Annotated in this window: 9 protein-coding genes and 1 tRNA gene; 7 read left to right on the top strand and 3 right to left on the bottom strand. The window is 50.6% G+C overall.

What is annotated here, in order from left to right; genetic code table 11:
* Positions 1–5 precede the first annotated feature (5 nt).
* Complete coding sequence (locus tag B5X72_RS13445; RefSeq protein ID WP_079717431.1) at positions 6–1,325, bottom strand: sensor histidine kinase; 1,320 nt, start codon at positions 1,323–1,325, stop codon at positions 6–8.
* A gap of 2 nt (positions 1,326–1,327) precedes the next feature.
* Positions 1,328–2,683 (bottom strand): sigma-54-dependent transcriptional regulator, encoded by a 1,356-nt coding sequence (locus B5X72_RS13440; protein WP_079717430.1) that lies wholly within the window; start codon positions 2,681–2,683, stop codon positions 1,328–1,330.
* A gap of 126 nt (positions 2,684–2,809) precedes the next feature.
* Here B5X72_RS13440 and B5X72_RS13435 point away from each other — a divergent pair.
* The 7 genes from B5X72_RS13435 (at position 2,810) to B5X72_RS13405 (ending at position 12,066) form a co-directional block, all read left to right on the top strand.
* Positions 2,810–2,884, top strand: a tRNA-Val gene (locus B5X72_RS13435).
* A gap of 323 nt (positions 2,885–3,207) precedes the next feature.
* Positions 3,208–3,447 (top strand): hypothetical protein, encoded by a 240-nt coding sequence (locus B5X72_RS13430; RefSeq protein ID WP_079717429.1) that lies wholly within the window; start codon positions 3,208–3,210, stop codon positions 3,445–3,447.
* Positions 3,448–3,561: 114 nt separating this feature from the next.
* Entirely contained in the window at positions 3,562–4,149 is a 588-nt protein-coding gene (locus tag B5X72_RS13425) for an RNA polymerase sigma factor (protein WP_079717428.1), read from the top strand.
* A 72-nt stretch (positions 4,150–4,221) separates the two neighbouring features.
* Entirely contained in the window at positions 4,222–5,229 is a 1,008-nt protein-coding gene (locus B5X72_RS13420; protein ID WP_079717427.1) for a FecR domain-containing protein, read from the top strand.
* Between the two features lie 224 nt (positions 5,230–5,453).
* Positions 5,454–8,936, top strand: coding sequence for a SusC/RagA family TonB-linked outer membrane protein (locus tag B5X72_RS13415; RefSeq protein WP_176146203.1), 3,483 nt, complete (start codon positions 5,454–5,456; stop codon positions 8,934–8,936).
* 38 nt (positions 8,937–8,974) lie between these two features.
* A complete protein-coding gene (locus B5X72_RS13410) occupies positions 8,975–10,708 on the top strand; it encodes a RagB/SusD family nutrient uptake outer membrane protein (protein WP_079717425.1) in 1,734 nt (577 codons plus the stop codon).
* Between the two features lie 17 nt (positions 10,709–10,725).
* A complete protein-coding gene (locus tag B5X72_RS13405; protein ID WP_176146202.1) occupies positions 10,726–12,066 on the top strand; it encodes an alkaline phosphatase family protein in 1,341 nt (446 codons plus the stop codon).
* A gap of 151 nt (positions 12,067–12,217) precedes the next feature.
* On the opposite strand, the gene B5X72_RS13400 is transcribed toward B5X72_RS13405, so the two are convergent.
* On the bottom strand, positions 12,218–12,625 hold the full coding sequence (locus tag B5X72_RS13400) for a cupin domain-containing protein (RefSeq protein WP_079717423.1): 408 nt from the start codon (positions 12,623–12,625) through the stop codon (positions 12,218–12,220).
* Positions 12,626–12,742: the final 117 nt, after the last annotated feature.

Genomic DNA, 12,742 nt, shown 5'->3' with positions numbered 1-12,742 from the left:
GTTGGTTAAAACTGGAGGGTAAATACACTGCCTTTCCCTTCTTCACTTTGCACCAGAATGTTACCGCCATGCAGGAGCATAATTTGTTTGCTGAGCGTAAGTCCTACTCCGCTTCCCGTTTTACGTGTAGTAAAAAATGGAATAAAAATACTCTCCAGCAACTCTGCGGGAATGCCTTTTCCGTTGTCGCTTACCTTGATCTGCGGTCGGCCGTCGTTCGCCGATGCCGAAAGCGAAATATAGGGGGCCGGCGATTCTTTGACGGCCTCCATCGCGTTCAATAAGAGGTTGATCAGCACCTGCTCAATGAGGTTTATATCCAGATCAAGCTGTAGCTGCGTGTCTTTCAAAATAATATCCAGCTCGATATTTTTTTGGATAAGCGAAGGTTCCATGAGCTGATAGAGATTTTCAAACAGGTCGGATGCATATACCCTGCTGATGTTCGGCCGTTCTATTTTGTTTAATGAACGGTAAGTGCCTGCAAATTTGAGCAATCCTTCGCTCCGGCGTTTTATCGTTTCGGTGCCTAGTCGAATGTCTTCCAATTCCTCGTTATTGGGCATGTTATCCAGTCGACTTTTTAGCGTATCCGCAAGGGATGATATGGGCGCAATGGAGTTCATGATTTCGTGTGTAAGTACGCTCAACAGCTTTTGCCAGGCTTTGGCCTCCGTTTCATCAATGGCTTCGTTGACATTTTGGTAGACAACAAGCTGGAATTTGCCTTCGGGCGTTTGAAAGTAGCTGGAGGTAAGCAGCAGCTTGATATTCCCCTTGGCAGAATTGACACTGAGCAGCGTTTGTTCACCGGGGACCAATTGCATGGTTTTTTGATACAAATCTTCGTTTTTGCGCTGAAGTCCTTCAAACCGATGTAAATACGGGATATGAAAAAGTTTTTTAAAGGCTTCATTCATCCATACGACTTCGTGGGTCTCGGTGTTATACGAGAGGATTGCTGTATCGACAATTTCCAGGATTTGATGCAGGTACTGATATTGTGTTTCGCGTTCGCCGCTGATTTTTTTGAAGACGGCATTGATTTCATTGAACGCACTTCGCAAGGGCAGCAACTCTGCCTTGGCATAGTTGAGCGGAAAGTGGCGGGTAAAATCGCGGTATCGGGCTGCTTCGGCAAACTCCTCCAGCTCGCGATAGGCCAGCAACTGCGAGCGGAAATTAAGTGTGAGCATCCAGATGCAAAACGGGCCTAATAGGAATGCGTACAAATATTGCGCTTTGAACAATAAATACGCTAAGCTCGTCAAGGCCACCAATAGCAATATCGCCCGGAAAAAAATCAATCGCCTGAATCGTCGCATCCTCAGATATCGTATTTGCTTAGCCGCCGATAGAGTGCAGTACGGGTAATGCCCAACTCCTTGGCTGCCTTGCTGATGTTCCCGCCGTGTTTCTCCACGACGTTTGCGATGGTAATACGTTCCAGCTCGACTAAGTTGTGTTCTTCCGGTGCCTGCCGCTGGGTTTGGTTGTTCTGTGGCGCTTGTTCGATGGCCGAGAAGATGAGATCTTCAGCGCCTAAAATTTCAGTATCAGCCATGATGACTGCGCGTTCAATGCTGTACTGAAGTTCTCTGACATTGCCGGGGTAATGGTATTTCAATAACTTCTGCTCTGCCTTTTTATCCAAGTCGGCAATAGATTTCATGTATTTTTGGGCATACTTCTGAAGGAAATGACGTGCGATCCGGAGGATGTCTTCGCCTCGATCACGTAATGGAGGCACCTGTATGTCTACCGTATTAATGCGGTAGATGAGGTCTTTTCGAAAGCGGTTTTCGTTGGCCAAGTCGGTCAGGGGCACGTTCGTGGCACAAATCAACCTGATATCCACGGGAATGGGTGTATTGCTTCCCAACGGGATGACTTGCCTGTTTTGTAGTACGCTGAGCAGTTTGGCTTGCTGTTGAAGGGAGATGTTGCCAATCTCATCCAGAAAAAGCGTTCCGCCGTTTGCGGCCTCAAACCGACCGACCCTATCCTCCCGGGCGTCTGTGAACGCCCCTTTTTTGTGCCCAAAAAGTTCGCTCTCAAAAAGGCTTTCCGTGAGTGCTCCTACGTCTACTTTGACAAAGGGTTTGTCCGCTCTTCGGGATTGTTTATGGATGGCCGTTGCGATAAGGTCTTTTCCCGTGCCGTTTTCGCCAAGCACCAGTATATTGGCGTCGGTAGGTGCAATTTTGCTGATCTTGTAAAGCAAGTCTTGCATGATTTCGGATTCACCGATAAACTCGGCATCCATCACCGCTTTATTAGGCTCTACGGCTTTCTTGCGATCGCTTTTCGACAATAGCCCGGTGATCACGCCTATCAACTGTTCGTTTTGCCACGGTTTGACGACAAAGTCTGCTGCACCCTGTTTGAGCGATGTGACCGCCAGATCGATGGCTCCATACGCCGTTATCATCACGACGGGCAGGTTTGGTTTGATGGTTTTGATACGGTTTAGCCAATATAAGCCCTCATTGCCCGTGTTGATGGTGCTTTTGAAATTCATGTCCAGCAGTACAAGATCCGGTGTTTCCTTGGCCAGAAGTGAAGGAATTTGCTCGGGGTTGCGCTCTGTTATGACTTTTCCAGCTTGCTGTTTGAGTAATAGGCGTACGGCGGTCAGTACATCGGGATCGTCATCCACGACTAGTATACGCGAGTGCTTCATATTGTTTAGTTAAATATGACATCCAATTAAAATGTAAAACTACGATATCTATGGCGGCCCGCAAAAAAATGAAAAAATAATTTTGAATGTCGCATAACAGCACTATATTTGCAGACCCAAAAGGAAGGGAGCTTAGCTCAGCTGGTTCAGAGCATCTGCCTTACAAGCAGAGGGTCACTGGTTCGAATCCAGTAGCTCCCACAAAATTTGCAAAAAGCCGTTTTTCTCGTAGAAAAGCGGCTTTTTTATTAGAGGCTCTCCTGACTGACCTCGATGGCGCACGATGGCCGATTGGGTACCGGGAGCGACCTTTTTCGGCTACCGCATTACCGACAAGTTGATTTGGAACTCGGAGTGTCAGGTCGAGTTCCTGCATTATAAGTCGCAAGAAATCCACCACGAAATCGTGATAGAGCATACGTGTGTTTGGTTACCTGTTTGAGGTTGGATGCGATGTCCTGCCATACATCCGGCAAAACAGGAAAATAAAGGGTGGATCTTCGTTTGTCCATGATCCACACGAGATGAAACTTAGTTTGTTTTCGCGATATGAGCGGCTGAACACCCACGCCGGAGTACGTGTGGAATTGCTGCATCTTCCGCGGGTGGAAAGCAACATGGACATCTGGACATTCGGTGCCAATTTCAATACCAGAGAAAATATCGTTATCAAAGCTAATTATCAGCGCCGGATGAATAGGTTTCAGGATGACCCAAGTCCCAGAAAACAGATCGTGGAAACGGGCATAGGCTTTATTTTTTAGATCTGTCAATACGTGCCGTCGAGAATGATATCGTTTTGGCCACCTCCACAGAAAGGTAACATAAAAGTAACAGTGAGGTGTTAGCTTTGCATCCGGATCACCAACACACCGTGAATGACACTAAAAGTTCCGGATCGTTATTCAGACAGTCACCTGCTGGAGCAAATTGCTTTGGGCAACGTGGAGGCGCTTGAACAACTGATGCGCCGCTACGACGGCTTGGTGTACGATTTTGCCCTAAAATTGGTCAAAAACTCTCAAATTGCTGAGGAAATCACGCAGGATGTATTTATAAAAATCTGGGAAAACAGAGGTCAAGCATCTCAGATAAAGTCGGCCGCCGGCTGGTTTTATACTGCAAGCCGGAATCGCTCGATCTCCATGATCCGGGAGGAAACGGCCCGCCAGGCACGTGAACAGTGCTATATGGCCGAACAGGAAATCGCTGCGAGACCGGAGGACGATATTTATCGCTACGATACCAAGGCACTGATGGATGAGTTTATTCTCCAATTGCCACCTAAACGACGTGAAATTTTTCTGCTTAACCTGAAACATGGGTTATCCATTGAAGAAATCGGTGCCCGGCTTAACATCTCGCCCTATACGGTGAAAAACCAACTGCAAAAAGCATATGCCTTGCTGCGGCGATGGATGACCGAACACGCCTACCTCCTGATTGTCGGAAGCGGTTTATTCTGACGATCCTAAACTTAACACATTCTTAATAATACCTCGTAGTCCCGCGCAGCCACCGGCTGCGTCATAGTACTGATGGATAAGGAAAAATATCGGGTACTGTTCAAGAAGTATGTCAGCGGTGAGCTGGCTCCGGCCGAAAGGGAAGTGTTTTTACACTTTGTCGAAGACCCCGAGAACGAGGCGTTATTGGATGAGTTTCTTCGGACATATTGGCGGGACGCTGTGCGGGACGGCGCGCGGAATGTCCAGAAAAGCAGTGAAAGACGGATCGCTGCTGTGATGGGGTATGTGCGGAAAGACCGTCACCGCAGACGTTGGCTTCCCTGGATGGCAGCGGCCTGTCTCATGGGAATCGTTGCGGTTTGGGCGCTGCACCGAATGCAAACTGTCTTCGATACCACCCGCCACGCAACGGAATATTGCATAGCGGCTGCGCACGGACAGAAAAAAACCGTGCATATGCCGGACGGCAGTGTGGTGTACCTGAATGCTGGAAGCGCGTTGAGGTATAGCAGTGATTACAATCGAAGCATGCGAGATGTGGTGCTGGACGGCGAAGCTTTTTTTGATGTACAACAAAATCCTGAAAAGCCGTTTGTCGTTCGTACGCAAACACTGCATATCCAAGTGTTAGGTACGGCTTTCAATGTGCTGGCGTTTGACGACGAAACGGCCGTCTGCGTGGCCGTCCGCAGTGGGCTTGTCGAAGTGACGGCGTCAGGCGATTCATTGCTGCATTACGGAAAATTGGGGGCAGGCAAACAACTGCACTTCGACCGGGAGACCCTCGAAGCTGAAATTAGTGATTTCAATGAAGAAACGGGCATGCTGGACTGGAAAGATGAGGTGTTCGTGATTCAGGAAGATGAATCGTTTGCTCAGGTAGCAAAACGCCTGGAACGTTGGTATGGAATGTCGATTGTTTTTGAAGACAAGGCACTTGAACGCTGTCGGTTTGCGGGCAAGTTCAACCGGATGCCTATCAACAGCCTGCTGGGACTGCTGCAAAAGGGAAGCGGCTTTAAATTCCGGATTGAAGGCGGTACAGTCTTTCTGAGTGGTCCGGGATGCGGCGGATAACCGGCTATCAGATAAATGTAAACATTAAAAAGGAGCGGCGTATGTAACAGGAGACAGGAATCAAAAAACTTCCGGCAGGAGGCCGGAAGCTTATGGACGTGTTGCCAAGCGGTCTGGACAACTCATTGGCAACCATGGATTTCAAGAAGTATGAAACTTATTAAAATCATTCAAAGATAATGAACAGGAATTTACTGTGCTATTCAAAAATCATTTTTAATGCCATGAGATACAGTTCATTGATGCTTTTGGTACTGGCCTTCGGCCTATCGCTCTGCAGTGCCAAGCACGTGGACGCACAAGGGCTCCATGACACGAAAGTGGCCCTTAAAGTCAAAAACACAAGCCTTAAAGCGGTGTACCGTGAAATCGAACGGCAAAGCCATTTCCGTTTCGTTTATAGCAGGGATGCGGTTCCGGAAGATCAGGAAATCAGCCTGTCGATAAAGAGCAACCTGGCAAGCGTGCTTGACGAGATTGAACGGCAGACACACACGGTGCATGAGCTGACAGGGACGCATATCGTTGTTACGTACCGACCCCCGCAGCAACAGGGAAGGGTCGCCGGCCGCGTAGTGGATGCGGGGGGAACCCCGCTGGCGGGGGCCAGTATCCATGTGGTGGAAACTGGTGGTCGGTATACCTCGGACGCTGAAGGGAATTTTTCGTTTGGCCTGCAGCCGGGTACTTATCGTATTGAAGTGAGCTATATTGCCTATGAAGGCCAGCGCATTTCAGACGTTTCGGTCGTGCGGGGTCAAGTTACGGAAGTGTTGTTTACGCTTCGCGAACGGCTGGATGAGATTGAGGAAGTCGTCGTGGTCGGTTATGGTACGCAGCGAAAGATTAATCTGACGGGTGCTGTGGACCAGCTTGGCGGAGAAGTGTTTGAAAACCGTCCGTTGACGAGTGCAACGCGAGGTCTTCAGGGCGTGCTGCCGAATCTGAATATCCGGATGACGGACGGGAAGCCAACCCGGGGTGCTGAGTTTAATGTACGGGGTACAACGTCGATAGGTGCGGGGGGAAGTGCCTTGGTACTAATCGATGGCGTCGTAGGGGATCCTGCCCTGCTCAATCCAAATGATATTCAGAGCGTCACCGTGCTGAAAGATGCTGCGTCTGCTGCCATCTATGGGGCTAGGGGTAGCTTTGGAGTGGTGCTTATCACCACCAAGTCGGCTAAACCGGGTAAAACTTCAATCACATTAAACAGCAACTTCTCGCTTAACGACCGCACTGTGAAACCGCGCATGGTGACCAACGGGTACCAATGGGCCGAGAGCTTCAATGAGGCATTCGTTGCATGGAACGACTATCAGGCGTACCCGCAACGGGTGAACAACCTATTCCCCTTTTCGCTCGATTACCTCGATGAATTGAGAAGAAGGGACATGGATCCGTCTTTGCCGAAGGTCGATGTTGACCCGGTCACAGGAAACTACGTCTACTATGGCAACACCGACTGGTTGCGTGAGCTTTATGCGGATTATAATCCGTCAACAGAGCATACGCTGGCTGTGACGGGCAGCCAAGATAAAATTGATTACTACCTTTCTGGAAGGTACCATTACCAGCAAGGGGTATTCCGCTACAACCCAGATAATTTCAATATTTATAATTTGCGTGCGAAGCTGGGGGGCAACGCCACTGACTGGCTGCGGATCGATAATAATACCGAATTCAATCAGCGGGATTACCGTTACCCGATTGTCAATAACGCTTGGAATTCACCCGTTTGGCGGACGATCACCGATGCAACATTTCCGATGGTCGTACTGAAGAATCCCGACGGGTCGCTCTCAGAGTACGCAGCCGGCTCTGTGGGGGGCTTTCTTTACGACAACAACGCCTCGGAATCCTCGACGTTGTCAATCAGAAACACGAGCCGGTTCAAGGCCAGGGTCGGCGACACCGGACTTGACTTGAACGGAGATTACACATTCGCATATACTTTCGATACCGATGGCCGCGTATTTACACCGGTACCTTTCCGTCGTCGGCCAGACGTCGAAGCGACGCAGGGCGAAAGCAAGCTCAACGAACGGAACGACCGAAACCGGTACACGGCTGTAAACCTGTACCTGAATTATGACAGGGCCATGGGCAAACATGGGATTGGCGGGGTAATCGGGCTCAACTATGAAAGCACATCACTCCGCACCCGTTTTTATCAACGGGATGGTATCATAAACAGTGCAATACCGGATTTTTCCCTGCTGAATGGACAGAATTACCTCATCGAGGGCGGTGGGTACGATTGGCGTACCATGGGAGGCTTTATGCGCTTGCAATATGCTTACGATAGCCGCTATCTGGTTGAAATGAACGCACGGTATGATGGGTCATCCAAGTTTCCGGAACGGCAGCAGTTCGGCTTTTTCCCGTCCTTTTCAGCGGCTTGGAACGTAGCCCGCGAACGCTTCTGGAGTATCCCCGAACGTTGGGTGTCCGACTGGAAGCTGCGTGCATCGTGGGGTACGCTTGGCAACGGGAATGTGCCGCCTTATCAGTACCTGGCCACTATGGACGTGCAGCGGCTGCCACGTATACTGAATGGGGTTGCGCCCGATTATACCAGTGCCCCAAACGTGATCCCCAATGGCCTAACCTGGGAGTCGGCAACGACAGTTAATTTCGGGACCGATCTCTCGCTGTTCAGGAGGCGTTTGAACTTTGTGTTCGATTGGTATACGCGCAACACAGCAGATATGTTTACCGTGGGTACACCACTTCCAGGCGTTTTTGGGACGGACGTCCCCCGGGGAAATTATGCTGACCTGCGGACCAGAGGATGGGAACTGACCATTAATTGGAAGGATAGCCGTGGAACAGGGGAACGCGCATTCAGCTATTCACTGGGGGCGGTGCTTGCTGATCACTATTCGGTTATCACCCGGTTTAATAACCCTCAGGGTCTTCTGAATACCTACTATGAAGGCATGCGAGTGGGAGATACCTGGGGTTTCGTCAACGACGGCTACTTCGGTAGTGAAGCGGAAATTGCGGCTTATCCCATCGATTACTCGTTCATCAGGTATTCCAACACCAACAAGCCGCTTCCGGGAGATATTAAATTCAAGGACCTGAACGGTGACGGCCGGATCGACCGCGGCGCCAATACATTGGCTGATCCGGGTGACCAGACGATTGTTGGAAACACCGAGCCACGCTATGCATTCGGCATAAACGGATCCCTGGACCATAGGGGTGTATTCCTGACCTTTTTTTTCCAGGGGATCGGCCGGCAAGATTGGTGGCCAGGTAGAGAAGGGTCGCTTTTCTGGGGGCAATATAACCGCCCGTACAACTGGATGCCCCAGGATGTGCTGGACAACCGGTGGAGCGAAGAAAATCCGAATGCGTATTTTCCGCGCTTCCGCGGTTACCTCGCGCAGAATGCCAGCGGTTCACTCGCGATGGTACAGTCCAAGTACATGCAAAACGCTGCCTATATACGGCTCAAAAACGTTTCGCTGGGATATAAATTCTCCGAACGCTTAACCAACAGGTTAGGAATGAGTGCGCTAACAATGTTTGTCACAGGGCAGAATCTTTGGACCTGGACACCCTTGCACCGGCATGTGAAAACAATGGATCCTGAAGTAATTGACGGATCTGATCCGGAGGTGAACCGTACCAGTGGCAACGGCCTTTCCTATCCGATGCTGAAGACTTACACCGTGGGTATCAGCGTAGGCTTATGAGCGCATGTAAATACTGGCACTGATATAAAAGACAAACGATGAAAAAGTTACTTATTATACTCACTATGGGGTTGCTGGCGTCTTGCAGTAAGCTGTTCGACCTGCAACCAATCGATAAACTGAATCCGGAAGACGCATTCCGCACCGAACAGGACCTGAGATTGTATACCAATTCGTTTTACTTGGTACTTCCCAGTGCGGAGGAGATAATTCGAGAAGATGTGATGAGCGACTACCTCGCTGGGCGCAATGTCAATCCGTTCCTGCTCGATGGGGCATTCAATGCAAACCAGTCTTCGGGATGGAACTGGGGAAATCTGAGAAACATTAACTTCTTCTTAGAACACGTGGGTAGGGCTGAGGTCAGCGATGCGGTGAAGAACCATTACCGAGGCATTGCCCGCTTTTTTCGGGCATGGTTTTATTTTGACAAGGTAAAACGTTTCGGTGATGTACCTTGGTATGGCCATACCCTAAATACAGACGATCCGGATCTTTATAAGCCGCGCGACCCGCGCCAACTGGTCATGGATAGTGTGCTGGCTGACCTCAATTTCGCGGTGCAGCACATCAGTAACCAAAAAGACCCTTCGGCTACGCAGGTGACGTCTTGGGTGGCGCAGGCTTTTAAGTCAAGGGTATGTCTATTTGAAGGAACGTTGCGTAAATACCGGACGGATCTTGAGCTCTCAGACGCCGATCATTGGCTGGACGAGGCGGTGAATGCCGCACAGGCCGTGATGGATGGTGGCGCGTACATCCTGTATACGAATGCCGGCGAACAGGCTAGCTATCGGCAACTGTTTGTCAGCGACCGGCCCGTGTCCGATGAGGTGATCCTGTCATGGGTGGGTGATCGCAGCCTACGCATCTTTCACGATGCTAACTGGGCTTATACCAGTGCAAGCTATGGCAGTAGGGTCAGCTTCACCAAGACTTTTATCAATACCTACCTGAAGCTCGACGGCACACGGTTTACCGACGAGGAGGACTATGGCACACAATTGCTGACGCAAGAACTCGCCGGGCGCGATCGGCGGCTTGCCCAGACAATCAGGATGCCGAGCTATACCCGCGAAGGGACGCCGGCGCCACCTGACTTTACCTATACCTATACGGGATATCAACCGCTTAAATTCACGGTGGAGGCCCGATCGGCAGACGGTAGGGCGGAGAATATCAATGCTATTCCTATCATCCGTTATGCCGAGGTACTGTTGAATTATGCGGAAGCACGAGCTGAGCGCGGCGTGTTTAATACCAATGATTGGGAGATGACGGTAGCCGCATTGCGCCGCCGTGCAGGAATAACGAATGTATCCTATCCGCAAACTATCGACCCGTATTTGCAAACCAACTATTTTCCTGGATTGAATGACGCTGTCCTATTGGAAATCCGTAGGGAGCGCGCCATCGAGCTGGCCCTCGAAGGTTTTCGCTATCCTGATCTGATTCGCTGGAATCGTGGCAAACTGCTGGAAATGCCCTACGAAGGGATGTATGTGCCGGCGCTGGATATCCCGGTGGATATCAGTGGTGATGGACGACCGGACGTCGCCTTCGTCAATGAAGTGCCACGGGAGACCCAACCCGGCATCCAATATTACGTGATTGATGGGACGCAATCCAGGCTCACCGAAGGGGATCGTGGACGGTTGCTATGGCTGAATAATATCAGAAGAGTATGGGAAAACTACAAGTTCGTTTACCCGATCCCGTATAACGAGCTGGTACGCAACCCAAATCTGGAACAGAACGAGGGATGGAACTGAAACTAAACATTATCATCATGCGATTATTCATTTTAATTTTTGTCCTGACGATCCTGGGCACAGTAGGGAATGCGCAGCCTGCGAAACACGTGGTGCTGATTGTGGTAGATGGGCTTAGGCCGACGTTTTATTTACATGACTCTTGGCCGGCGCCTACATTGCAGGCGCTGAAGGAACGTGGCGCGGCGGTCGGCGGAGTGAACCCTGTTTTTCCCGCTATCACGTACCCATCCCACACTTCCATTGTCACCGGTGTGTCCCCGGCGAAACACGGTGTTTTTTATAACGCCCGTTTTGAACCAGAGGGACCAAGGGGACGGTGGTACTGGGAAAACCAAGCTATCCGGTCAACCACCCTATGGCAAGCGGCAAAGCAGGCTGGGCTAAGAACGGCTTCGCTACTGTGGCCAGTGACGGTCGACGCTGAAATCGATTACAACATACCTCCGGTATGGTCACCCAGCTCGTATGATAGCCGCGCTATTACTTCCCAGAAAGCGACGCCTGAGGGGTTGTTTGAGGAATTGCAGCGCCATGCAACAGGGACGCTTGATTCCGTCGCCTTTAGTGTACAGGGTAGCTACCTCATGCGCGATCAGAATATCGGACGCATGGCGGCATACCTATTGCGTACTTATCGGCCCGCATTGCTTACCTTGAACTTGCCCTTACTGGACAAGGCACAGCATGCCGAAGGACTGGACGGCCTCCACGTCCGCAAATCGATTGCGGGTGCTGATCACGCTATCCAAACCATATTGGATGGCATAGCTGCAGCGGGGATCGCTGATAGCACTGCGGTCATTGTCATGGGAGACCATGGCTTTATGGATGTTCACACCCAATTAAACCCGAATGTATGGCTGCGTCAACATGGGCTCTACGATGGGCCGCGCGGAGAATGGAAAGCGCGGTTTCATAATGCCAGCGGGAGCACCTTCCTGATGGTGAAAGACAGTGATCCGGCAACGGCTGATTCCATCAGGAGCGTCCTGCGGAGGTTGCCGGATGCGATACGGGCGCAGTTTGAAATTGTGGAAAGGACAGCGTTGGACCGGCTGGAAAGCTCCGTGGAGGCGATACTGGCACTGTCCGGCCAGCCCGGGGTGGTGTTTTCGGAAAAATCCGACGGGCCTTTTTACGAACCTGCACCGCGCAAGGGCTCCCATGGGCATTTGCCCTCCAATCCGCAAATGAAATCCGGCTTGGTTGCGTATGGAGCCGGGATCCGGGAAGGGGTGTTCCTGGACGAAATGGATATTCGGGACGTATCTGCGCTCGTTGCTTATCTTCTGGGGCTGGAATTTCCCAGCGGGGATGGAGTTTTGCCGATTTCGCTCCTCTCCGGCGTTCGCTGATAGCGGGTGCGGGTGTCCGCCATCGCTTTTCCTCATACGTTCAAAAAACATCCGGAGTGTCTTATTCCGGATGTTTTCGTCGAGGCCGTATCCGCCAGCAGCAAATACGGGCATCCAATTGCAAAGGGCCAGAGCCGGTATGGTCGTTCTGTTATCTATTGTCTTTAAACCATTGGACAATGGCAGGCATATTTCGCTCAAAACCCCCTGGAATGAAAAAATTGAGCACGCCCGTTTTTTGACCGGTTCGGTTTTTAAAGTCATGAACGGTATTGGCGGGTATCCTTAGGAATGTTCCTTTTTCTGCGTCGGCCCATTTCTCGCCAACAAGAAATGTGACGGTGCCTTCCAATACATAAAATACTTCGTCATTGGCCTCATGCAGATGAGCGCCAGGTCCGTCGGAATTGGGGGCTAACCACCATTCCGAGACGCTGTATTTTTCGTCCGTCTCGTTTTCATCGGCTTTAAAAACGGCAGTCATTGTCCCGCATGGGTAAAGACGCCCTTCTCCCGGAGCTAAGATCAAGGTGTGCGTATGGTTGTTTTGGTGTGTCATATCCTTGATTCGTTATATTACTACATTGATCGTTCAAATGTATGAAATGGTGTGTACATGTTGAGGGGGGAAACCTGACATTTTGCGGGCAATCCGGGACATCCCAAAGCGTGGGCG

The organism is Parapedobacter luteus, assembly GCF_900168055.1.
Lineage (GTDB): Bacteria > Bacteroidota > Bacteroidia > Sphingobacteriales > Sphingobacteriaceae > Parapedobacter > Parapedobacter luteus.
This window is presented reverse-complemented; position numbering and strand designations above follow the sequence as displayed.

Coding starts and splice junctions, on each gene's coding strand:
- B5X72_RS13425 (WP_079717428.1), top strand. CDS start 3,562: ATGACACTAAAAGTTCCGGATCGTTATTCAGACAGTCACCTGCTGGAG.
- B5X72_RS13440 (WP_079717430.1), bottom strand. CDS start 2,683: ATGAAGCACTCGCGTATACTAGTCGTGGATGACGATCCCGATGTACTG.
- B5X72_RS13445 (WP_079717431.1), bottom strand. CDS start 1,325: ATGCGACGATTCAGGCGATTGATTTTTTTCCGGGCGATATTGCTATTG.
- B5X72_RS13430 (WP_079717429.1), top strand. CDS start 3,208: ATGAAACTTAGTTTGTTTTCGCGATATGAGCGGCTGAACACCCACGCC.
- B5X72_RS13420 (WP_079717427.1), top strand. CDS start 4,222: ATGGATAAGGAAAAATATCGGGTACTGTTCAAGAAGTATGTCAGCGGT.
- B5X72_RS13400 (WP_079717423.1), bottom strand. CDS start 12,625: ATGACACACCAAAACAACCATACGCACACCTTGATCTTAGCTCCGGGA.
- B5X72_RS13405 (WP_176146202.1), top strand. CDS start 10,726: ATGCGATTATTCATTTTAATTTTTGTCCTGACGATCCTGGGCACAGTA.
- B5X72_RS13410 (WP_079717425.1), top strand. CDS start 8,975: ATGAAAAAGTTACTTATTATACTCACTATGGGGTTGCTGGCGTCTTGC.
- B5X72_RS13415 (WP_176146203.1), top strand. CDS start 5,454: ATGAGATACAGTTCATTGATGCTTTTGGTACTGGCCTTCGGCCTATCG.